Annotated in this window: 21 protein-coding genes and 1 tRNA gene; 15 read left to right on the top strand and 7 right to left on the bottom strand. The window is 64.6% G+C overall.

From position 1 onward, the window contains the following. Positions 1-35 precede the first annotated feature (35 nt). A complete protein-coding gene (locus E0E18_RS08835) occupies positions 36-254 on the top strand; it encodes a hypothetical protein (RefSeq protein WP_130840337.1) in 219 nt (72 codons plus the stop codon). Positions 255-778: 524 nt separating this feature from the next. Here the strand turns inward: E0E18_RS08835 and E0E18_RS08830 are convergent. Beyond that, positions 779-1,822 carry a LacI family DNA-binding transcriptional regulator gene (locus tag E0E18_RS08830; RefSeq protein ID WP_066587304.1) on the bottom strand — a complete coding sequence of 348 codons (1,044 nt, stop codon included), beginning with the start codon at positions 1,820-1,822 and terminating at the stop codon, positions 779-781. A 200-nt stretch (positions 1,823-2,022) separates the two neighbouring features. Here E0E18_RS08830 and E0E18_RS08825 point away from each other — a divergent pair, with 200 nt between their 5' ends. From E0E18_RS08825 to E0E18_RS08770, 12 genes are all read left to right on the top strand, one after another. Further along, the gene (locus E0E18_RS08825) at positions 2,023-2,925 is read left to right on the top strand and encodes a polysaccharide deacetylase family protein (RefSeq protein ID WP_066587314.1); all 903 of its coding nucleotides are present in this window, start codon (positions 2,023-2,025) and stop codon (positions 2,923-2,925) included. 15 nt (positions 2,926-2,940) lie between these two features. Beyond that, positions 2,941-3,492 (top strand): hypothetical protein, encoded by a 552-nt coding sequence (locus E0E18_RS08820; RefSeq protein ID WP_130840334.1) that lies wholly within the window; start codon positions 2,941-2,943, stop codon positions 3,490-3,492. After that, positions 3,485-4,468, top strand: coding sequence for an asparaginase (locus E0E18_RS08815; protein WP_110480746.1), 984 nt, complete (start codon positions 3,485-3,487; stop codon positions 4,466-4,468). Before E0E18_RS08820 ends, E0E18_RS08815 begins: the two co-directional genes overlap by 8 nt. A 97-nt stretch (positions 4,469-4,565) precedes the next feature. After that, positions 4,566-5,915, top strand: coding sequence for an MFS transporter (locus E0E18_RS08810; RefSeq protein ID WP_066587325.1), 1,350 nt, complete (start codon positions 4,566-4,568; stop codon positions 5,913-5,915). Positions 5,916-5,944: 29 nt separating this feature from the next. Continuing rightward, entirely contained in the window at positions 5,945-6,751 is an 807-nt protein-coding gene (locus tag E0E18_RS08805; protein ID WP_066589622.1) for an SDR family NAD(P)-dependent oxidoreductase, read from the top strand. Between the two features lie 47 nt (positions 6,752-6,798). After that, positions 6,799-7,590 (top strand): SDR family NAD(P)-dependent oxidoreductase, encoded by a 792-nt coding sequence (locus tag E0E18_RS08800; RefSeq protein WP_237559707.1) that lies wholly within the window; start codon positions 6,799-6,801, stop codon positions 7,588-7,590. A 273-nt stretch (positions 7,591-7,863) separates the two neighbouring features. Further along, positions 7,864-8,796 (top strand): TauD/TfdA dioxygenase family protein, encoded by a 933-nt coding sequence (locus E0E18_RS08795; protein ID WP_066587328.1) that lies wholly within the window; start codon positions 7,864-7,866, stop codon positions 8,794-8,796. Positions 8,797-8,924: 128 nt separating this feature from the next. After that, a tRNA-Ala gene (locus tag E0E18_RS08790) sits at positions 8,925-8,997 on the top strand. Positions 8,998-9,749: 752 nt separating this feature from the next. Then, the gene (locus E0E18_RS08785) at positions 9,750-10,052 is read left to right on the top strand and encodes an LGFP repeat-containing protein (RefSeq protein ID WP_130840332.1); all 303 of its coding nucleotides are present in this window, start codon (positions 9,750-9,752) and stop codon (positions 10,050-10,052) included. Positions 10,053-10,116: 64 nt separating this feature from the next. Further along, positions 10,117-10,569: a hypothetical protein gene (locus E0E18_RS08780; RefSeq protein WP_130840330.1), complete on the top strand. Its 453-nt coding sequence runs from the start codon at positions 10,117-10,119 to the stop codon at positions 10,567-10,569. 93 nt (positions 10,570-10,662) lie between these two features. Continuing rightward, positions 10,663-11,502 carry a hypothetical protein gene (locus tag E0E18_RS08775; RefSeq protein ID WP_130840328.1) on the top strand — a complete coding sequence of 280 codons (840 nt, stop codon included), beginning with the start codon at positions 10,663-10,665 and terminating at the stop codon, positions 11,500-11,502. Positions 11,503-11,708: 206 nt separating this feature from the next. Continuing rightward, the gene (locus E0E18_RS08770; protein ID WP_130840326.1) at positions 11,709-12,488 is read left to right on the top strand and encodes a glucose 1-dehydrogenase; all 780 of its coding nucleotides are present in this window, start codon (positions 11,709-11,711) and stop codon (positions 12,486-12,488) included. A 35-nt stretch (positions 12,489-12,523) separates the two neighbouring features. Here E0E18_RS08770 and E0E18_RS08765 read toward each other — a convergent pair whose 3' ends face one another. Continuing rightward, complete coding sequence (locus E0E18_RS08765; protein ID WP_130840324.1) at positions 12,524-13,252, bottom strand: type 1 glutamine amidotransferase domain-containing protein; 729 nt, start codon at positions 13,250-13,252, stop codon at positions 12,524-12,526. A gap of 175 nt (positions 13,253-13,427) precedes the next feature. Continuing rightward, the gene (locus E0E18_RS08760) at positions 13,428-14,015 is read right to left on the bottom strand and encodes a TetR/AcrR family transcriptional regulator (protein WP_130840322.1); all 588 of its coding nucleotides are present in this window, start codon (positions 14,013-14,015) and stop codon (positions 13,428-13,430) included. Positions 14,016-14,079: 64 nt separating this feature from the next. On the opposite strand from E0E18_RS08760, the gene E0E18_RS08755 reads away from it, so the two are divergent. Then, positions 14,080-15,333 (top strand): NADH:flavin oxidoreductase/NADH oxidase family protein, encoded by a 1,254-nt coding sequence (locus E0E18_RS08755; protein ID WP_066587365.1) that lies wholly within the window; start codon positions 14,080-14,082, stop codon positions 15,331-15,333. Here the strand turns inward: E0E18_RS08755 and E0E18_RS08750 are convergent. After that, complete coding sequence (locus tag E0E18_RS08750) at positions 15,278-15,997, bottom strand: cysteine hydrolase family protein (RefSeq protein WP_130840320.1); 720 nt, start codon at positions 15,995-15,997, stop codon at positions 15,278-15,280. The two genes, E0E18_RS08755 and E0E18_RS08750, sit on opposite strands and share 56 nt — an antisense overlap. Before the next feature lie 310 nt (positions 15,998-16,307). Between E0E18_RS08750 and E0E18_RS08745 the strand changes: the two genes are divergently transcribed. After that, entirely contained in the window at positions 16,308-17,417 is a 1,110-nt protein-coding gene (locus tag E0E18_RS08745) for an ABC transporter ATP-binding protein (RefSeq protein WP_130840318.1), read from the top strand. 154 nt (positions 17,418-17,571) lie between these two features. On the opposite strand, the gene E0E18_RS08740 is transcribed toward E0E18_RS08745, so the two are convergent. The 3 genes from E0E18_RS08740 to E0E18_RS08730 all read right to left on the bottom strand — a co-directional run bounded on the left by E0E18_RS08740 (position 17,572) and on the right by E0E18_RS08730 (position 21,307). Further along, the gene (locus E0E18_RS08740; protein WP_066587368.1) at positions 17,572-18,855 is read right to left on the bottom strand and encodes an alkaline phosphatase family protein; all 1,284 of its coding nucleotides are present in this window, start codon (positions 18,853-18,855) and stop codon (positions 17,572-17,574) included. Next, on the bottom strand, positions 18,852-20,240 hold the full coding sequence (locus E0E18_RS08735; protein WP_130840316.1) for an ABC transporter substrate-binding protein: 1,389 nt from the start codon (positions 20,238-20,240) through the stop codon (positions 18,852-18,854). Before E0E18_RS08735 ends, E0E18_RS08740 begins: the two co-directional genes overlap by 4 nt. A 128-nt stretch (positions 20,241-20,368) precedes the next feature. Beyond that, positions 20,369-21,307, bottom strand: coding sequence for a carbohydrate ABC transporter permease (locus E0E18_RS08730; RefSeq protein WP_130840313.1), 939 nt, complete (start codon positions 21,305-21,307; stop codon positions 20,369-20,371). Position 21,308 lies beyond the last annotated feature (1 nt).

The raw sequence follows: 21,308 nt of genomic DNA, 5'->3' as shown, positions 1-21,308 counted from the left end.
AGGGTCGGTCCGGGAGCCGTCCGTCCCTGCGCCACATGAGGTATCCCTCGACCCGGTCGGAGCGGCACGCAGAGTCCGGTGGCGGCGGGGATTTCACCGGGCAGGTCGGAGAACCCTCCCTGCAGAACAACGTCGCTGCCGGGCGCCGGGAGAACTGTGTCGCCGACGGGACCGGCTTCGGTGCACTGAGGAACCTGTGGTCCGTCTTCCCCTCCCCCCGAGCTCCGGACGCCGACGCGCTCTTTATCAGGTGAAACAGGATTCGACGATCGGCCAGCTCCCCCCGGAACATGTTATATTCTCAGTTACAGATAATGCAGTGCAGATACATCCGGTATACTAACTGGGGTCACGGACCGTCAGGTGCGAGACGTCCACATTCACTACATTCAAGGAGTAATCATGTCCGGTATCACCGACATCATCATCGAGATCCTCGGCAACATCGGCGAGGTTGCCACCACTCTCCTCGGTACCATCTTCGGTTCCCTCTGATTCTGACACCATCAGAGCAGAACAACCCCTCGGTCTACACCGGGGGGATTTGTTTTATCTTTATCTGATTCATCGTTCATTAGTTACCACCGGTAAGCTTCTTTCTTAGGATGATACGCAGACCCGGGGCCGGGCCGCATCGGTCTGTCACCGCCGGCTGTCCTGCAGGTACAGCGACCACCGGGCCTGCACAGGAAGCGGACACGCCGTGGAAGAGTGCACGCGACAACGCCCGGAGCACCGGTACGGGACAGCTCCGGGGCAGGGAAGAACCGGGGGGGTCCTAGTGACGTTCGGCCGTCGAGGACCGGACAATGAGGGAGACGGGCAGCGTCACACTGTGCAGTTGTCCACCTTCGATGGCGGAGATCAGTTCATGGACCGCCGTTGAACCCATCAGCGTGAGATCCGAACGCACGGTCGTCAGTGGAATCGGCAGCTGTGCCACGATCGGGATGTCGTTGTAGCCGATGAGTGAGAGATCCCGGGGGATGGACAGCCCCCGCTGGTGGGCAGCACCCATCACACCGATTGCGGCAGTGTCGTTGACCGCGAAGATGGCGGTGGGGGGGTCCGCCAGGGAGAGAAGTGCGTGGGCGCCGAGCACGCCCCCCTGCACCTCCCATTCCGAGTGGATGACGAGAGACTCGTCCGCCGGGATCCCCGCGGACTCGAGAGCCTGACGGTAGCCCTGAAGTCGGTCGTAGCCTGTTGAGGCATGCCGCGGTCCGGCGACAATTCCGATGCGCGTGTGTCCCAGACTGATCAGGTACTCCGTGGCCTTGCGCCCGCCGTCGAAGTCGTCGCTGACCACCGCCGGTATGCAGGGGTCGATGTGGCGGTTGGCGGTGATGAAAGGAATCGGCAGCCGTGACAGTCGGTCGAGGAAGAGCGAGTCATCACGGTGCAGGGAAGTGGCGATGACGCCTTCGACCTGCCGGGACAGCAGGAAGTCCAGTGACTCCATCTGGGAGTTCATCGTGTCCGGCGGAGCGGTCAGCAGAGTCTGGTAGCCCGCGTACCTGGCGGCGTCCTCGATGGACTCACAGATGGTGGCGATGACAGTGTCGGTGAGCCTCGGCATCAGGAGGCCGATCGAGTGGGACCGGTTGGTGCGCAGGCCTGACGCCAGGGAATTGGGCCGGTAGCCGAGACGGGCGGCGACCTCACGGACCCGCAGGGCTGTGTCGGTCCACCCGTGCACGGGCTCCTGCTGGCGAAGGACCCGGGAGACCGTCGAGATGTGCACACCCGCCGCCCGGGCGACATCTTTGAGGGTCACCGGCTGGTCGTGCCGGCCGGAACCAACTGCGCCGTCTGCCGTCATATCCCTCCGTCCGTCACCGCAAGACCTACCAGAGTTGACACGTTCTCGCAACTGATTGGCAAACTGATGCAAACCTTTGCAGTCAACAAAAATGGCGATACACCGCAACGAACGCGTGATTATCACGTAACATCCGCGCAACAGCATCTCCATATTGTCAATCGGCAAGAACGTTTGCACCTCTTGCAGAAAGGTAGATCGTGTCCAAGAAAATCCTTGTGTCCTTCGGTATCGACATCGATGCCGTAGCCGGTTGGCTCGGCTCGTACGGAGGAGCCGATTCCCCCAACGACATCCAGCGCGGCATCTTCGCGGGCGAGGTGGGGATCCCCCGCCTGCTCAAACTGTTCAGCCGTCATGACCTTCGGACCACGTGGTTCATCCCGGGACATTCCCTTGAGACCTTCCCGGACCAGTGCCGGGCCATCGTCGACGCCGGCCACGAGGTCGGTGGTCACGGATACTCCCACGAGAACCCCGTCGCCATGACCCCCCAGCAGGAGCACGACGTGGTGGAGAAGGCGACCGAGCTTCTCACCGAGCTTGCGGGCAAAGCGCCCCGCGGTTACACCGCCCCCTGGTGGGAGATGAGCTCGTACACACCGACAGTCCTGAAGGAGTTCGGCTACACCTACGACCACTCGCAGTCCCACAAGGACTTCGTCCCCTGGTACTCGCGCGTCGGAGAGAAGTGGACCCCCATCGACTACACCAGGGCCCCCGAGTACTGGATGAAGCCGCTGGAGTTCGGCAGGGAGATCGACCTCGTCGAAGTGGCGGCGAACTGGTACGTCGATGACCTGCCCCCGATGATGTTCATCAAGTCCTCGGCGAACTCACACGGCTTCGTCTCCCCCAACGACATCGAACAGCTCTGGAAGGACCAGTTCGACTGGGTCTACCGCGAACTGGACTACGCGGTGTTCCCGATCACCATCCACCCTGACGTGTCCGGGCGCCCGCAGGTGCTGCTCATGCTCGAGCGCCTGATCAACTACATGAAGGAGTTCGAGGGCGTCGAGTTCACCACCATGGGCGAGATCGCCGATGATTTCCGGCGGCGCTTCCCCTTCGAGGGCACCGAACGCCCGCGGGACTACTGATCCACCATGTGCGGAATGTGCGGATCGGGCGGAAGTCGGCAGGACTGGTTCACCGCCGGAGTGGAGGACACCCCGCAGGGACGCCGCCGTGCCAGGCAGGCCGCGAGCATGCTGCTCAACAGCGAACTGGACCCGCGACGGTGCACCGTCACCGCCGATGAACAGACCAGGGCATGGATCGTCAGGGAGCCCACAGGCAGGCAGGTCCGCCACGACTCCCTCGACGGACTGCTGGAATGGCTCCACCAGCGTGGCCTGGTCAGCCTGTCGGCGTCCCGGATCTCCCTCGTGCCCGACCACCGCACCTGTACTCCCACGGAGACCGCCGACGGTGTCCTCGACGCCGCAGGCTGGGCGTCCCTGGGCATTTCACTGTGGCGCACTGCGCTGTGGCGGCGACAGGTCTCCGCGAACTTCCCCCCGACCCGGCAGACGGTCGACACCCCGGGCGGTCGTCTCGACGTCCGGGTGGACGACCACGGCATCCACGTCACAGCCGTGACCCCGTGCGACAGTCACCTCTGCACACACCTACCCGGACAGACAGCACACCCAGAACATGCATAGACATCCCCTAATCGGATACCTCGCCACCGGCGGAACCATCTCGAGCACCTCGGCCGGAACAGGCACCGGAGTTGTGCCGTCGCTGACTGCCGCGCAGCTCATCGACTCGGCCGGATTCGACGACAACCGTTTCGACGTCATCGCCGAACAGGCGGCGCAGTTGCCCAGCGCGTCCTTCACCTTCGACACCCTGCGTACCCTGGACCGCCGTGCACGCGCCATGGTGGACCGGGGAGTGGATGCCGTTGTCGTCACCCAGGGCACCGACAGCCTGGAGGAAACGGCGTTCTTCTTCGATCTGACCTGGGATTCCCCGGTACCGGTGGTCTTCACCGGGGCCATGAGGAACCCTGATGAAACAGGTGCCGACGGTGCCAGGAACCTGCGCAGCGCCATCCTCGTCGGTGGTGATCCGTCGAGCGCGGGGCGTGGTCCCCTCGTGGTCGTCAACGACAGGATCCACGCCGCGGGACTGGTCCGGAAGGCCCACACCAGTGCAGTGGACGCCTTTGTCTCGGACGGTGCCGGACCGGTCGGCGAGGTCGTCGAAGACCGGCCCAGCTACTACTCCGTACCGGCACGGAGGCCGGCTCTCCCCATCGGAGGACAGGACGCCAGGATCGCCGTCTACCGCTCCACACTCGGGGACTCCGACGACATCCTGCGTCACATCGCCGACGGTCCCTACGACGGACTCGTGGTCGAAGGCTTCGGAGGAGGTCACGTAGCTGAGTGGCAGGTGCCGGCGATCACCGGGATCTGCTCCCGGATGCCCGTGATCCTCACCTCCCGCACCGGTGGTGGCCGAGTTCTCGAATCCACCTACGGATTCGCCGGCAGTGAGATCGACCTGACCGCTCGCGGCGTCATTCCCGCAGGTCACCTCAACGGACTCCAGGCGCGCATGCTGCTGTGGGTCCTGCTGTCCCGGGGGGCCGGCCCCGACGACATCCGTGGCGCATTCTCCACCAGATGACCGCCCCGTCCCCCACCTACTCCCTGCTTTGCCCTGCTTTGCCCTGCTTTTCTCCCTCCCCGTTCAATGAAATGCACATCTGAGAGGCACACGTGTCATGAGCACGACAGTCACACCCAAACCAGAGGGGATCGACCTCACCTCCGGTGAGTTCCCCAGAATCCCCGTCGCAGAGGCGCGGCGCGGCGCCACCCTGGCCTTCTTCGCCTGGACCCTCGCCGTGTACGACTTCATCCTGTTCGGCACCCTGCTGCCGCGCATCAAAGAGAGCTTCGGCTGGTCCGAAACCACGGCCCTGCTTGCCAACACCCTCGTCTCCGTGGGCGTGTTCATCGTGGTCATCCTGGTCGGAATGTTCGTCGACCGTCTCGGACGGCGCCGCGGAATGATGGTGACGGTCGGTGGTGCGGCGGTCTCCTCGTTCCTCACCGGCATCTCCACGGGCATGGCGTCCCTCGTCGGATTCAGGTCCCTGTCCGGATTCGGAATGGCCGAACAGTCCGTCAACGCCACGTACCTCAACGAGGTACTGGCACTGACTGACTCGGACAAGGTCCGCAGGCACCGCGGGTTCATCTACAGCTTCGTGCAGACCGGCTGGCCCATCGGAGCTCTGCTCGCCGCCGCATTCATCGCAGTCGTCAATGCGGTGCTCGGTGAAGGCGAATGGCGGTGGGCCTTCGTGATCGCCACGGTTCCCGCCCTGTTCGTCCTGCTGCTGCGGAAAGGGATCAACGAGACTCCCCAGTACCGGTTGCACCAGTACCTTGACCGTCTGGTCAAGGAGGGTCGTGGGGATGAGGCCCGGGTCATCGCCGACCGGTTCGGACTCACCCTGAAGAGCAGCAGTCCCTTCCGCGAGATCTTCAGCGGAAAGAACCGTCGCAACACAATCGTGCTGTCACTGGCCTGGATCGCGAACTACTTCGGAATCTCGACCACCTCTGTCCTGGGAACCACGATGCTTGAAGGGGTCAAAGGGGTCTCGCCGAGTTACTCCCTGTTCATCGTCATCGTCTCCAACCTTGTCGCTGCCGCCGGCTATGTCTTCCACGGCTGGTTCGGTGACCGGATCGGGCGCAAGAAGGTGGTGATCATGGGCTGGATCATGGCGTCGGTGTTCTGGGCGGCGTTCGTCCTGGGCCCGGGCAACCTGGCCTTCACCCTGATCACCTACATGGGCACGCTGTTCTTCCTGCTCGGCCCGTACGCCGCAATCCTCTTCTACCAGGCAGAGTGCTTCGAGTCGCACGTCCGGGGCACGGGGTCGAGTTTCATCGCGGCCATGGGTCAGCCGGGTACCGTCATCGCTTCGGCAATCCTCACCGGTCTCGTGGCGTCCGGAATCGGGTTGGGATCCGCGGCCCTGTGGGTCGGTGCCGGAGGGATGCTCGTGTCCGGTCTGCTGATGTTCGGCGCGAAGCACGTCGAGACGGTGAAGCACTGATGGAAGGCGACAGCATGAGGTCCACCGGCATGAAGTCCACCGGAAGGGCAGGAAGACCTGCCGTGTACAGCGAGTTCGAGGGGCAGACGGCGGTGATCACCGGTGCCGCCAGCGGTATCGGACAGTCTCTGGCGGAACTGCTCGCCGAGCAGGGAGCCAATATCGTCATCCCGTGGTTCCGGGGAGACCCGCACGATCCGCAGGAGACGGTGTCCCTGGTGGAGGACGCCGGGGGCGAGGCCCTTGTCGTTCCGACCGATGTTTCACGTACGTCCGAGGTAGTCGCCCTGTTCGACGCTGCGGAGAAGAGGTTCGGCACGGTGCGGTCGGTTGTCGCTGCGGCCGGCATCCTGCGGAACCGGCCCCTGACCGAGATGACCGACGACGACTGGGACGACATGCTCCAGGTCGACCTCCACGGGGTCATGCGAACACTTCGTGAAGGAATTCGGCGGATGGACGACGGTGGATCACTGGTGGCGATCTCGTCCATCGCCGGGGGAGTCTACGGATGGGCCGACCATGCGCACTATGCGACGAGCAAGGCGGGCGTCCTCGGCCTGGTCCGTTCCGCCGCGGTGGAGCAGGCACGTCGGGGTATCCGGGTCAATGCCGTCATTCCGGGCCTCATCGAGTCTCCGCAGTCGTCCGACCCGGTCAATTCGTTGGGGCCGGACGGTCTCCGGGCGGCGGGTGAGTTCATACCGTGGGGCAGGGTCGGCACCACCGGAGAAACTGCGCGGGTGATCCGGTTCCTGTTGAGTGACGAGGCCCGGTACGTCACCGGTCAGCAGTTCATTGTCGACGGGGGCCTCACCGTCGCGATGCGGGAATGATGCGGGAATGATGCGGGAACTGCGTCCCGGAACGACCGGGAGCTCAAATGACCGAAACCTCAGATGAACTGGACAAGGAGAATACTGTGAGTGTGTTCGAAGATCTTCAGGGCAGGTCGGTGCTCGTTGTCGGCGGGGCGAGCGGAATCGGCAGAGCCGTTGCCGCTGCCTTCGCTGAACTGGGAAGCACTGTCACTGTCGCAGACATCGATGTCGCCGGCCTGGACCGAACCAGGAACGAACTGGTGGGAACGGTGCACACGGTGCGTCTCGATGTCCGGGACGAGGAATCGGTGAAGGACGCCGTAGACGCCGCGGCTGACAACGGCGGAGGAATCCTCGACATCGCCGTCAATTCGCAGGGGATTCTCACCCAGTCGCCCTTCCCGGAGATGTCCCTGGACATGTGGAGGGAGACGATCGACATTGACCTGACCGGCGTCTTTCTTCTGATGAGGGAGGAGTCCCGGCTCATGCGCCAGCGAGGTGCGGGACGGATCATCAATGTCGCCTCGCAGCTTGCGGTGAAGGGCGGGGTGGAGGTCGCCCATTATGCTGCGGCGAAAGCGGGGGTTGTGGCACTGACGAAGTCGGCGGCGCTGGAACTGGCCGGTGACGGCATCCTGGCCAACTGTGTCGCGCCGGGTCCGGTCGTGACGCCGTTGACGGATGCCATGACCGAGGAGTGGAAGTCGGCGAAGGAGGGCGAACTGCCGCTGGGACGTTTCGGGGTCCCCGGGGAGATCGCCCCGTCGGTTCTGCTGCTGGCGTCCTCCCCGTCGGGCGATCTGTACACGGGCCAGACTCTTCACCCCAATTCAGGTGATGTGATGGTGTGACGCTCCGGTCGTGAGCCCGCTCTTCTTCGGTTCACGGTGAGGGAAATGGTTGGGGAGTGTCCGGGGTGACCGTACTGTCGGCGAATAGACAGAGCTGTCTATAGTGGAACGGGAGTCGGCGGTTCTCCGCGCGGATGCTCAGAGCAGCCGATCGGCGATGATTCCCCTGCCTGTCCGCAGTTTCTGTCCCCGACAGTCGGCAAATACATCAGTAGGGATTCCCAATCATCGTCTCTGCTGATTATCACAGTACCACCGAAAGCGGAGTTCACCATGACCAGCACCCTCACCCGAACACCCACCGTCATCCGGCAGGGCCGAAACATCGGCGCGGTCATTGAAGGCATCGACCTCTCAGCAGACATCAGCGACAGGGAGGTGGAGTTCATCCGGACCGCACTGGCCACATACAAGGCCGTCGGCTTCCGGGGACAGTTCCTGGACGACGACAGCCAGTACGCCTTCGCGTCCCGGATAGGGACACCCACACTGGCACACCCCACCGTACATTCCACGGGGCTTGACAGGCTCGTCGTCGAGGGAGCTGCGAACTCCTGGCACACGGACGTCTCATTCGTTGACCGGGTGCCCAAGATCAGCATCCTGCGTGCGGTCACCCGGCCCAGCTACGGGGGATCCACGATCTTCGCGAACACCGTCGCCGCGTACAACGCGCTGCCTGAGGCGCTGCGTGTACTGGCGGACAACCTCTGGGCCGTCCACTCCAACGACTACGACTACGCCTCCAGCCTCGACAGCAACCGGGACAACACCGAATACCGGAGGGAGTTCACCCGGGTGCCTTTCGAGACCGAACACCCGGTGGTCCATGTCCATCCGGAGACCGGCGAAAGATCGCTGCTGCTCGGGCACTTCGTCAACGGCTTCGTGGGGCTGCGACCGAGCGAGTTCCATGACCTGTTCGCCATCTACCAGGACCGCATTACCCGTCCGGACAATGTTTTCAGGTGGGAGTGGCAGGACGGAGACGTGGTCCTGTGGGACAACCACGCGACCCAGCACTACGGCGTCCACGACTTCGGCGATGAACGGCGGGAACTTCACCGTGTGACCCTCGCGGGTTCTGTACCGACCTCAGTGACGGGGCAACGTTCGCGGATCATCACCGGGGACGCCGGAGACTATTCCGTCATAGACACTCCCCGGCCGCTGGTGGACTACCGGGGGGACGCCTCGGTCATCTGACCCCCGGCCAGACGGGGACCGGACGGTACTGCCTCGTCGCGGCGACGTCCCGTACCGACTATGAGTTCCGCCGGTGGTAGGTGTATGCTCTCTCGGTGTCGTCTTCGGTGAAGACCGGAGCTGACGACGGGGCTATAGCTCAGTTGGTAGAGCGTTGCGTTCGCAATGCAAAGGTCTGGGGTTCGATTCCCCATAGCTCCACAACGTGCAGTCCACGAACTGCAAGCACCGGAGGTCAGAAACCCGAAAGGGTTGATGATCTCCGGTTTTTCGTGCTCCGGGGAAGCGGATGTGCGAGAACTGACAGTAGAGGGGTTGCGGGGCAAAGTGCCCTTCGTGGGTGACAGGGGCGCGGAGGCCCTGGAGTCCCAGGAGGTTTGCCGACGGTGGGGGGGGTGGTTCTGCCAACCCGGCATACCTGGCACACGGAGCACGTGAATCCGACTTCCGGCAATTCACCGTCTTCTGAAAGTAGGTGGCACAGACCTATATGCAGCAGCACCTCTGATCCCACAGGTCGATGGTGACCGTTGGGAGGGGCTAGGAGGCAGCGGGTGCAGAACTGAACGCCGCGACCGCGTAGCCCCGATTCTGGCTGTGCCACTGGAGCCTCCTCCACCGCAGGATGCGGGGGTAACGCACAGTGTGCGCGTCAAGCACCATCATTCACAGCAGAAAGACTGTACATACACACTTTCACACTCCAAGCAGCACAGAGCGCGGGGGTGCTTCTGCATGTCTTTGTCTCAGCCCACTCTACCGAAACAAAGTTTCCTCAGTTAACCTACCCGTCCATGACGCTTCTCCCTCACCGTCGGCACGTCCCCGGCGTTCGCACGGCATGACCGGACACACCCCTCGCAGACGTTTCACCGCCCTGCTGGGTCACCGCCACCGTCGCCACTGCCACTCCCACACCGACCGCTCAGGCCGATGTTTTCCATGGGCATTGGATCGAGGGGCGGATCGAGGAGACCTTCCACCGTCTCGGCGGTCATGCGAAGTTCGGGGACGCAACAACCCCGGAATCCGATGCCGCACGCGGAGGCAAGTTCCAGGTGTTCGCCAAGGCCTCCTCGATCTACTGGCATCCCGACGTCTCCGGCGGCGTCGCCCGCCAGGTGGAGGGCCGCATCCGCGACAAGTGGCGCGATCTCGGGTGGGAGAACTCCCGCCTGAAGTGCCCCACCACCGATGAGATCATCACACCCGACGGCAAGGGACGGTTCAACCATGATGATCGGCCAGGCACTTAAAGAATGCTGGATCGCGAAGCACCCGAACCAGATTGAAACGACAAACCTAGGAGCCGCGTAAGACATGGATTTCGTCGAAAGTCCGCCGGTCGACATTGAACTAGGCCACGACGCCGAATACTACAAAGACATCATAAATGAATACAGATTCAATCCGCCAAAAAACGTGCCGGGACTTGAAAGTATTTTCGATGCGCACACAAGCGTTGAAGGTACGATGTTAATCGACGGCAGCTATCGGAGTGTCTTTATCAATCTGACCCACGGCGTGTCTAATTCATTCTCTACGGACGTCAATGATAGTGATACCATCTACGGTGTTCCGCTGAACAAAAAGCCGGCGAAAGTAAACAAGAAACTTCGGAAAATGGGACACAAAACGTTCAAGTTTCTTCACGATATAGCTCTCCTTGACGAGAGAATTGTTCTTGTCTTCAATGAGTTTCATGCAAATGATATTGTCTGGTACGACAAGGATACTATATCGGCGGAGGAAGTTAGACGTTTTGTCTCTTAATCATCACCGACACCCTTCATTCATGAAATATGAACCGTCAGCGAAGTTATTTATATTGCACTCAATACGAAGTTTGCCTTATAGGAAAGAAATATGATGCGCTTTTTTGCCCGTCCGAGTATTGCCCTTACCTCGATCGCCGCTTGCGTGGTGGGCCTCACCGCCTGCAGCAGTGACGCTGCTGATGAGGTGGTCTCGAACCCCGACCAGGCCAGTGCAGTGACCAGTCTGGACGCTGGGCAGCCCGCCTCCAGGGCATTGTCTGATCTCATCGTCGACGGTTCACTCACCCCGGAGGGTTTCGAATACATTCCGCCCACTGCCTCCGGTGAGCCCAGTATGGCGGAACTGATCAAGGAACTCTCCGACGACCCTGAGGGTTCGTCTGATGACCTCCCGGGGCTGATCGGTGGGCAGTCCATCGCCGAGATGACAACCACCACGCCCACCCAGTGCACCGGAGTGGCCATGGACTCACTGTCCGTCATTGACTGGATGATGCTGCCCACCGACACCCACGCCACCGCCGGTTACGGCAACCTCGCCGATGAGGATGACGCCATCATGATCACCTTGACCAGCGATCCCGTCGATCCGGCCCACTATCCCGCGGAACTGTCCGAGTGTGCTGAGTTCACCCGCACCATGGACGAGTCCGGAACCGTGGCCGCCAGTGCCTTCACTGCGGTGCCCTCGCAGGTGAGTATGGACAACGCGGAGGTCCTCGTCAGCGCCGATGTCACTCTTACCGGTGCGACCTTGAATGATCAGCCTGTCGAGGGTGAAGGTGTCGGCACCACCATCACCGTGGTCACTGCCACCACCGGTGGGATCACTTTCACCGTGGTGGCACCGCAGACCGCGGACGCCGGGCTGATCACGAGTATTGCTGCAGCTCAGGCTGACCGCATCAACAACGCTCCTGCCGCCTAGCCTGCCACGCGCCCGTCTGCAGACCGGCCACGGGGTGGATGCCCCGGCAGTGTGGTGAACGCCTGACGGGCGGCTCTATGGGGGGTCGTACGGCAGGTTGACCCCGGTGAGCTCCGGCACGCAGAATGGGTTCTGCGACCGCATCCGCGGCGTGACCAGTTGCTGTCACCCGAGCGTGCAGCAGAACCCGAGGAAAACTACAGTGGCTGAATTCTCTGCAGGACAAAGTCGTCATCGTCACCGGCGCAGCCGGTGGACAGGGCGCGGCGGAAGCGAAACTTCTCGTCGAACGGGGCGCCTCTGTGGTGCTGACCGACTTCAACGCCGAACTCGGGGAGAAGACTACTGCAGACCTGGGCGAGCGGGCCGTGTTCGTCAGACAGGACGTCACGAGCGAAGAAGACTGGAAGCGTGTCATTGAGACCACCGTCAGCACGTTCGGACATGTCGACGCTCTCGTCAACAACGCCGGGATCCTGATCATGGAGCCGCTGGAGTCCTCCACCGTCGGCACGCTCGACAAGCTGCTCGCCGTCAACGTGCGCAGCGTGTACCTCGGAATGATGGCCGTCATCCCCGAACTGAAGAAGAACGGTGGAGGGTCCATCGTGAACATCTCCTCGCTGGCCGGCATGAACGGGCAGGCGAACGCTGTCGCCTACTCCGGCTCCAAGTGGGCTGTGCGTGGGATGTCGAAGTCGGCGGCCCTGGAGCTCGGCCAGTTCGGGATCCGGGTCAACTCCGTCCACCCGGGTGCGATAGCCACACCGATGACAGAAGCCTCCCTGGGAGCCGCGGCGGACGCCCCCTTCCCTCTCGCCGCGCTGAACCGTGTCGGTCGTCCCGGGGACATTGCTCCGGCGGTCGCCTTCCTCATTTCGGACGAGTCGAGCTACATTTCCGGAGCCGAGCTCGTGATCGACGGTGCCAGTGCTGTCTCACAGTCGGCGCAGTTCACCGAGATGATGTCGAACGCAGCCCGGTAGCGCACCCCGCACGGCCCTGCAGTCCAGGTCAACGGTCAACGTCCGTACCGTCCGGCTGTGCCGTCCCTGAGATCGGTGACCAGGGTCTCGGCCAGCCGCTTCGACGACTGAGGATTCTGGCCGCTGTACAGGTTGCCGTCCCTGACGACGTGGGGAAGGAAAGGGATCAGGGCCCTGTCGTAGTCGACACCGATGTCCCTGAGCATGTCCTCGAGCAGCCAGGGGGCCTTCCTCGCGAAGCGGTTGACGAGTTCCTCCCGGTTGGACAGTCCCGTGACACGGCGGGCGGCGAACGGCGTGACCCCGTCGTCACCGACGGTGGCGAGGAGCGCAGCCGGGGCGTGACACAGCAGGGCCAGCGGGCGTCCCGAGAGGAGCCGCCTGTTGAGGAGCTGTCCGAAGGCCGGGTCATAGGCGAGATCCTCCATCGGCCCGTGGCCGCCCGGGCAGAAGACCAGTCCGTGGTCCTCCTCGTCGACGGTGTGGAGGTCCGCCGGATTCTCCAGGACCGGTGAGAGTTCGTCGAGCCGGGACCGGAACTGACGGGCGGTGCGGGGGAGGACGCCACCCGTCAGCCCCAGACTCAGTTCGTCGACCACGGGTTTCCTCCCTCCGGGTGTGGCGACGGTGACCGTGAATCCTGCCCGGGTGAAGATCCCGTACGGGACGAGGAACTCCTCGGCCCAGAATCCGGTCGGGTGCTGCGTGCCGTCGGTGAGCGTCCAGTGGCGGGCCGCGGTCACGGCCATGAGTACGGTGTTCACGGTCAGGTCCTCCTGGGCATCCTGAAGTCGGTGGCCCCCTTGGCGGGGGAGAGCTGTGCCGGTCCTACCCGGAAGAGCGGGGGTTCCGCTGCGACCGGGCGTCCGGGCCGAGCGTAGAGACCGAAGTGGACGGCGTCAACATATCGTTGACGTGGCGCCGCGGCCGGAGCCGGACTCAGCGCCCGTCCGGGGGGACCACCGCAGCGAAGACGGCGTGTACCCGCTCGGCGACCTCGCCGGGGGACCCGACGGGGAGTTTTCCGTCGGAGTACAGGCAGGCCAGGCCGTGCGCCGTCGCCCACAGTCCGGTCGCCAGGTCCGCGAGTTCCTGCTCCGTGAGGTCCGGGTAGACCGCCGACAGTGACTGCGCCAGGGTGTCATGAATCCTTCCGGAGGCCCGGACCCGTTCGTCACTGCTCCGGTCACACCCGGTGCCGAACATCAGCCTGAACATGCGGGGGCGCCGGAGTGCGAACTCCACGTAGCGCACCGCGAAGTCCGGCAGGTCGCCTGCACTGCGCGGCAGCTCACGGTCGGAGAGGAGATCGTCTCCGAGATCCCTGAATCCCACTGCGGCGACGGCCGACTCCAGGTGGCTCCGGTCCGGGAAGTGCCGGTAGGGGGCCGCCTGGGACACCCCGGTCTCCCGGGCGACCGCTCTCAGGGAGAAGGCTTCGCCGCGCTCCAGCATGGCCACGGCGGTTTCGACCAGGGCCTGGCGGAGGCTGCCGTGGTGGTAGCCGTCGCCCTTCGGGGTTGACATCGTTAACATACCTCCATATGGTGATGTTGTCACCGTACACATCTTGCTGAGCACCCGGGAAATCATGTCACACGACCTCTTCGCACCACTGACCCTGCCCTGCGGCCGGACCCTGCCCAACCGCATCGCCAAAGCCGCCATGGAGGAGAACATGGCGGCCACCGGCCAGCTGCCGGGCGATGATCTGCTGAAGCTCTACCGCACCTGGTCCGCCGGCGGCGCGGGCCTGCTGATCACCGGAAACGTCATGGTCCACGATGCAGCGTTGACCGGCCCGTCGGGGATCGTCCTTGACAGGCTCAGTCCGGTGCAGCCCTTCCGCGACTGGGCGAAAGCCGCCCACAGCGGAGGCTCTGTCGTCTGGATGCAGATCAACCACCCGGGGCGGCAGGTCCAGGCGGACATGCCCGGAGTCGCCTGGGGCCCCTCGTCCAACCGGGTGGACACAGGACGCACCAGCGCGATGTTCGCCCGGGCGCAGGAGATGACGGAGCCACAGATCGAGGAGACCGTCCGACGCTTCGTGGACACCGCCGTACTCGCCCAGAACGCCGGATTCGACGGGGTGGAGGTCCACGCCGCCCACGGCTACCTGTTGTCCCAGTTCCTGTCCCCGCTGGTCAACACCAGGACCGACAGGTGGGGTGGGAGCCTGGAAAACCGCGCCCGGCTGCTGCTGGACACCGTCCGCCGCATCCGTGACGCCGTACGCACCGACTTCGCCGTGGCCGTGAAACTGAACTCCGCCGACTTCCAGCGCGGCGGTTTCGGACCCGGGGACGCACGCCGGGTCATCTCCTGGCTGGCACCCCTCGGTGTAGACCTGGTGGAACTGTCGGGAGGCAGCTACGAGAGTCCGGCGATGACCGGCGGAGCGGGAGCCCCCGACGACAGGCGCCCGGCCCGGACCGTCGCCAGGGAAGCCTACTTCCTGGAACTCGCCGGCCAACTTGTCGCAGACAGTCCACTTCCGCTGATGGTCACCGGGGGAGTGACCCGGAGATCCACGGCACTCCAGGTCATCGACAGCGGCGTGTCCGTGGTCGGGCTCGGCACTGCCCTGGCGGTCGACCCCGACCTGCCGATGAAGTGGAGGGCGGGGAAGGAGGCACCGGTGGACCTCGCCCCGGTGCGGATCAGGGACCGGACCGTGGCCTCGGCGGCCACCATGGCACGGGTACGCCACCAGCTGCGTCGCCTCGGTCGGGGCAGGTCCACGCAGCCGGGGTTCCCTGCGGCTGCCGCGCTGGGCGTGGACCAGGTCAGAGACTTCCTGGCCCTGCGCCGGTACCGTCGCTGGCTCCGGGACCGGACCTGACCTTTCCCGGCCCGTCCCCCGATGCGACCTCGGCGATGATGCTGGCGGAGTCGAGGAGAACGACCCCGATCCCCTCCAGGTCGGCCAGACGCTCCGGACTGGTCCCGGACACGGCGTCGACGGCGAGGACGGAGCGGAAGTCCCGCTCACTCGCGTCGAACAGTGTCGCCCGGGGACAGTTGGGGAGATTGCACCCGGCGACGACGACCGTGTCACAGCCGTGGCCCCGCAACCACTGTTCCAGGCCGGTCCGGTGGAAGGCACTCCAGCGCGGTTTGAACATCATGACCTCCCCGGGGCCGATATCCTGCATTCCGCCGGCCAGGAGCAGCTCCGGGTCCGGGTCGACGGGCCGTGGGAGCAGTCCGGCGGCCGGGCGGGACCCCGGCGAACCGGGGGCGACGATACGGCCACCCTGTTCAATCTCGGAGCGCCTCGGAAGATCAGTGTCGGATCCGCCGGGGACATAGAGCCGTACCACGTGGACGACGGGCAGACCCGCGCCACGGAAGGACGCCGCGAGCGCTGCGACCGTCGGCACGACGGCGCCGGTGCCCGGGACGGGGGACGCCCCGCCGTCGAGAAAGTCGTTCTGCAGGTCGACGGTCACCAGTGCCGAGGACCGCCACCGTGGCTCAGTAAAGCCGGTCGAGTCTTCCCGCATGCTGTCCTCCCTCTCTGCACGGGTGTCTCGGGAGGGTGGCGTCCTCCCGACTCCTGTCCGGACATCCTACCGGGGCCGGGGTCGGGTCGGGGCTGGTTCGGTGCCGGCCGAATCCGGACCGCACGAACGTGTCAATGCTGGTCGCAGCGGGCCCGTTCGGGAGATGAACCCGCTGTTCACCGCACCGACACCGTCCATGCACCAGGGTGGGATAGCGTCCGGCATGTGCCTGTCCGGTGAGCCGGCGGTGACCCCTTCTCCGCAGAGCCCCGGAGCACCCAGAACCTGTACCTCTAAGGAACGCAAACCTATGTCGACACTATCTCTTGACGCCGTGTCCTGCACCTACCCGGACGCCGCCCGACCGGCGCTCAACGACCTCAACATCACTGTCGGGGACGGTGAGTTCCTGGTGCTCGTCGGCCCCTCCGGATGCGGGAAGTCCACGACACTGCGCATTCTCGCCGGCCTCGAGGACGCCACCTCCGGAACCGTCCGCATCGACGGCCACGACGTCACCGACGTCTCCCCCCGGGAGCGGGACATCGCGATGGTCTTCCAGAACTACGCCCTCTACCCGCACATGACCGTCGCCGAGAACATGGAGTTCTCGCTGAAACTGTCGAAGATGTCGAAGGACGAGCGGCGCAGGAAAGTCCGCGATACCGCGGAACTCCTCGGTCTCGGTGACCTCCTCGACCGGAAGCCCAAGGCGCTCTCCGGAGGCCAGCGTCAGCGGGTGGCCATGGGAAGGGCCGTCGTCCGCGAACCGAAGGCCTTCCTCATGGACGAGCCGCTGTCCAACCTGGACGCCCGCCTTCGGGTGCAGATGAGGGCCGAGGTGTCGCGGCTGAGTCGCCAGCTCGGCGTGACGACCGTCTACGTCACCCATGACCAGACCGAGGCCATGACGATGGGCGACAGGGTCGCCGTCCTCCGGGACGGGAACCTGCAGCAGGTCGCCGCCCCCGGGGAACTGTACGACAGGCCGGCCAATGTCTTCGTCGCCGGATTCATCGGCTCTCCGGCAATGAGTTTCTTCACTGTCCCTGTCTCGTCCCCGGGTGTGCTGTTCCTCGGCCAGCTGGTACTGCCGCTGTCCGGGATGACACGGGCCGGTGAGGCCGTCCCGCCGCGCGTCACCGTGGGACTGCGGCCCGAGGACGTGACGGTGTGTTCGCAGGGGGAGCAGGCGGATCTGCAGCTGACCGTGACCGCTGTCGAGGTCCTCGGGTCGGACGCCTACATATACGGGACCGTGAAACTGGACGCCGTCGCCGGACCGGAGAAACTCGTCGTCCGTGTGGACGGCCGCAGCCATCCGCAGGTGGGGGAGACAGTGCCGGTACGGATCGACTGCAGCCGCATACACCTGTTCGACGGTGACTCCGGGGTGAGGATCAACGGGGCGGTCAGCTGACCGGCACCACACACGGACCCTAGGGACGGACCCTACGGACGGACAATGCCCCGGCCCCTCGTCGGAGGGCCGGGGCATTGTCCGGCGGGTGGCTCCCGCCGGTCAGGCTCGTCAGTCAGGCTCGTCAGTCAGGCTCGTCAGTCAGGCTCGTCAGTCAGGCGAGGAGCTCGTCGAGAGCCGTTCCCCATGAGGTGGGAAGGTCAACGCCCAGCACCCGGGCGAAGGTGGGAGCTTCGTCGAGGACAGGACGGCGTCCGGCGTCCGCTCCGGGGATGAATGCGGGCCCCGTGGCGTAGAAGACAGGCTGGTTGCCCTGTCCCGGATTGTGCCCGTGGTTACCGAGGTTGCCCCCGAAGTCCGGGTCCCCGCGGCGGACGATGACGCGACGGTCGAGTGCCCCGCCGACGATCACGCCGGGGTGTGATTCGACGATCCAGGTGAAAGGTCCGTCGAGCCCGTAGAGCCGCCGGGCCTCTTCGGCGGTGAGGATCTCGCGGATGCGGTATTTCGGGTCGGAGACGAGCTCGTCGAGGACGTCCTCGATCTCCCGGAGACGCTGGGGGGACAGACCGTCGCGGACGAACAGCTGGCCTGACAGTCCCGCACTGTGCAGGTAGATGTCCCAGTCAACCAGCTCATTGTTCTCGTCGGTGGTCAGCAGTCCCCGTTCCCGGAAGAGGACGTTGAGGTTGGTGTGCTGGACGGTGGCGAGCTGTCCGTGGTCGGAGACCATCACGATGTTCGTCTCTTCGGCACGGCCGGAGTCGTCCAGGGCGCCGAGAATGACGCCGAGGCGGACATCGAGGATGTCGAGGGCCTCCCTGACGTGGGGACCGTCCGGGCCGTACCGGTGGCGCGCCGCATCCAGCTCCACCAGGTGGAGGAAGACCACTTCGGGACTGTCCTCCCGGAAAATGTCGGCAGTGACCGCGGCGGCGAAGGGACCGTGGTTGGTCTTGCTGCCGTACTCGATGAGGTCACGGTGCCGGTCGTAGAGCTCCCAGCCCCGTTCGGAGGTGGCGGCACGGTAGGTCGCTTCGACGCCGCCGGTCCGGTCGAAGTTCCCGAGTTCGGGTACGACGATGTCGAACGGGGCGCCGGCGGTCACCGGCCAGTCCACGACGGCGACGCGGTAGCCGGCGGCTGCGGCGGCGTCGAGCACGGTCGGCACCTTGATGTAGGAGTAGTCCCAGAACCAGTCCGGGTGGTCGATGCCGGGCTGCATGAGGACGTTGTTGAAGATACCGGTCCGGGCGGGCGGGCAGCCGGTGATCTGGGCGGAGTGGACAGGGTAGGTGAGGGTGGGGAACACCGATTCGATCTGCGCCGTGGCGGCGTTGTCGATCAGCCGTGCGAAGTTCGGCAGTGTGCGCGCGTACTCGATGTCGACGTCCTCCATGGCGTCCACGGAAATGACTGTCAGCCGTGCCTTGTTCATGCGTTCACCTTCGCGATCGTGTCGATGTACTTGCCCATGCTCTCTTCCAGGGTGGCGGCCAGGGCCGTGACCTGGGCGGAAGGGTCGGCGTTGTCTCCGTAGACTGCCGCCATGCTCTTGTTGATCTCCTGGACAGGGCCTTCCCACCAGCTGACCGGATCCGCGGTCTGGGCGTTCCTGACCTGGTCGAAGGCGGTCTTGTAGTTCGGGTCCTCCTTGACCAGCTGCTTGACGATGGTGGTGTCCTGGGCGGCGGTGACGATGGGAAGGTACCCGGTGTCGCGGTGCCACTGGGCGGACTTCTCCGGCTGGGCGAGGAAGCGGAGCAGTTCGGCACAGGCGTCCTGGCGGTCCTGGGACTCGGCCTTGACGATGGACAGGCCGGATCCGCCGGTGGGTACCTTCGGGCCGGCGGTGTCCTTGCCGAGCATGAACGCTGTCCCGATGTTGAACTTCGCCGTCTTCTTCGCCCCGGTCAGGGACGCGGTCGATCCGTGGGCTGCAGCGGCGACCCCGGTGGTGAAGTCGGTCATCGCTTCACCGGCCATGTACCCGAACTTGTCCTTGTGGATGAAGTTTCTGGTCCAGTCGAGCCATTCGACAGCGGGGCCGTCGGCGACGGTGATCTTGTCGGCGGTGGAGAACTTCCCTCCCCAGGCCCACAGCTGGGACTGTCCGAACCACTGGTCCTCGGCGCCGAAGGCGAAGGCCTTCAGCGGGTTGCCCCCGACCTTGATCTTCAGGAGTTCCGGGGCCATCTCCGCGTACTCGTACCAGTTCTTCGGGCCGGTCTCCGGGAGACCGGCTTCGGCGAACCTGTCCTTGTTGTAGTAGAAGAGCGGGGTGGAACGGGCGAAAGGAACGGCGAAGGTCTCGTCGCCGGCTTTTCCCTCTCCGACGTAGTTCTGCAGGTAGACGTCGAGTGACCAGTTGGCGTCGAAGTAGCGGTCCAGCGGGACGAGGGCGTCGGCCTGCCAGAACTGGATCCACCGGTGTTCGGGGAAGCAGACCAGGTCGGGGACCTCGCGGGCCTGCAGCGCTGCGGTGAACTTCTGGTTCAGGTCGTTGTAGTTGCCCTGGGACTGGGCGACGGCGTAGATGTCGGTCTGGGACCGGTTGAACTCGTCGAACAGTGCCTGGAGCGCTTCGAAGTTCGTTCCGGTGAAGGGTGCCCAGAAAAGGATGGCGGTGCGGTCCTTGAATTCCTGGGGCACCTCCATCGCCGCCTGGCGGAAGCCGTCACGGGTCGCTGCGCCGCCGGTGGCGGGAGCGCTTCCGGAGCTTGAGACGTTCACACAGGCGCTGAGGCCCAGGGAGGCTGCTCCGACGCCGAAGAGGCCGAGCAGTGAACGGCGGCTGAGGATGGGGCCGCGGTAGTCAGACATGGGGGTAAAGGATCCTTCTCGGTGATAGTTGATTGCGGGTGGTACGTGTGGTCGATGTCGGCGGGCCGAACGGGGGCGTCCGGCAGGTCCTGCCCTGATCGGCCCTGATCGACTCTGATCGGCCCTGATCAGCCTTTGAGCGCTCCGGCGCTGATTCCGCCGATGATCTTCTTCTGGGCGAAGAAGAAAAGGAGGAGCATCGGGAGGGAGACGATGACGGCTCCCGCCATCACCGCGCCCCAGTTGGTGTAGCCCTCCTGGCTCTGCAGGAACTGGAGCCCGATCGGCAGCGTCCTCATGTCCACCGTGCTGGTGGCGATCAGTGGCCAGACGTAGCTGTTCCACTTGCCCATGAACACGATGAGCGCTGCCGTGACAGCCATGGGGACACAGATCGGCAGGATGACGGAGAACAGCTGGCGCAGATGACCGGCACCGTCGATACGGGCGGAGTCGAGGAGTTCCTTCGGGATCTGCCGCATCTGCTGGTAGAGCAGGAACATTGCGAATGCGGTGCCGATGTCCGGCACGATCAGGCCCTGGTAGGTGTTCAGCCAGCCGAGCTGGGAGATGGTGATGTAGTTGACGAGCAGGGTGACGTGCCCCGGCAGCATCATGGATCCGAGGATCAGGACGAACAGCGGTCCCTTGAAGGGGATACGCATGAACGCGAAGGCGTAGGCGGAGAACACCGCCAGCACCATCTCCAGGACGGTGCCGACCAGACTGGTGACGACCGAGTTGACGAAGAACCTTCCGAAAGGCGCAGTCCGCCAGGCCTCGACGAAGCCCTGCCACGTCGGTGACCCGGGGATCCAGTTGATCGGCCAGGAGTAGATGTCGGACTGCGACTTCACCGCCGAGCTGAACATCCAGTACAGCGGGACCGCGAAGGTGAGGGCGGTGACCACCAGGAGGATGTAGAGGGCGGTCCGGGACAGTACCGACCGGGCCCGGCGGCTCCGGGCGTTGCGCAGTTCACCGGGAAGGCCGCTTCCGGGGGTTCCGTCTCCGGGTGTGCCGGTGAGGTCACCGACCGGTGCGGTGACGGGGGTGGTGGTTGACATG

The organism is Corynebacterium neomassiliense, from assembly GCF_900626215.1.
GTDB classification, from domain to species: domain Bacteria; phylum Actinomycetota; class Actinomycetes; order Mycobacteriales; family Mycobacteriaceae; genus Corynebacterium; species Corynebacterium neomassiliense.
Note: the sequence above shows the minus strand (reverse complement) of the source record. Positions and strands in the feature narration are given on the sequence as shown.